The sequence below is a fragment of the Anaerobacillus sp. 1_MG-2023 genome, from assembly GCF_030547345.1.
Classification (GTDB): Bacteria; Bacillota; Bacilli; order Bacillales; family Guptibacillaceae; genus Guptibacillus; species Guptibacillus hwajinpoensis_B.
Genome location: NZ_JAUORD010000106.1, coordinates 1 through 272 on the forward strand (window position 1 = coordinate 1; position 272 = coordinate 272).

Annotated in this window: 1 protein-coding gene; it reads left to right on the forward strand. The window is 43.8% G+C overall.

Annotated features, from left to right (window positions below):
- Positions 1–272, forward strand: a 272-nt coding sequence (locus tag Q4550_RS23480; protein ID WP_303536630.1) for a S1C family serine protease, incomplete at both ends; no start/stop codon positions are given.

Genomic DNA, 272 nt, shown 5'->3' on the forward strand with positions numbered 1-272 from the left:
GTAATCAGTGGAACAGAGCGCACAATCCCCCAAGATTTTAACCAAGATGGTCGTGCAGATTGGCAAGCGGAGGTTATTCAGACGGATGCCGCGATTAACCCTGGAAATAGTGGTGGTGCATTGATTAATATTTATGGTCAGCTTATTGGAATCAATTCGATGAAGATTAACCAGGCTGCTGTAGAAGGAATTGGTTTTGCAATGCCTATTGACCATGCCTTACCAATTATTGAAGAATTGGAGACCACAGGAGAAGTAACCCGGCCATATCT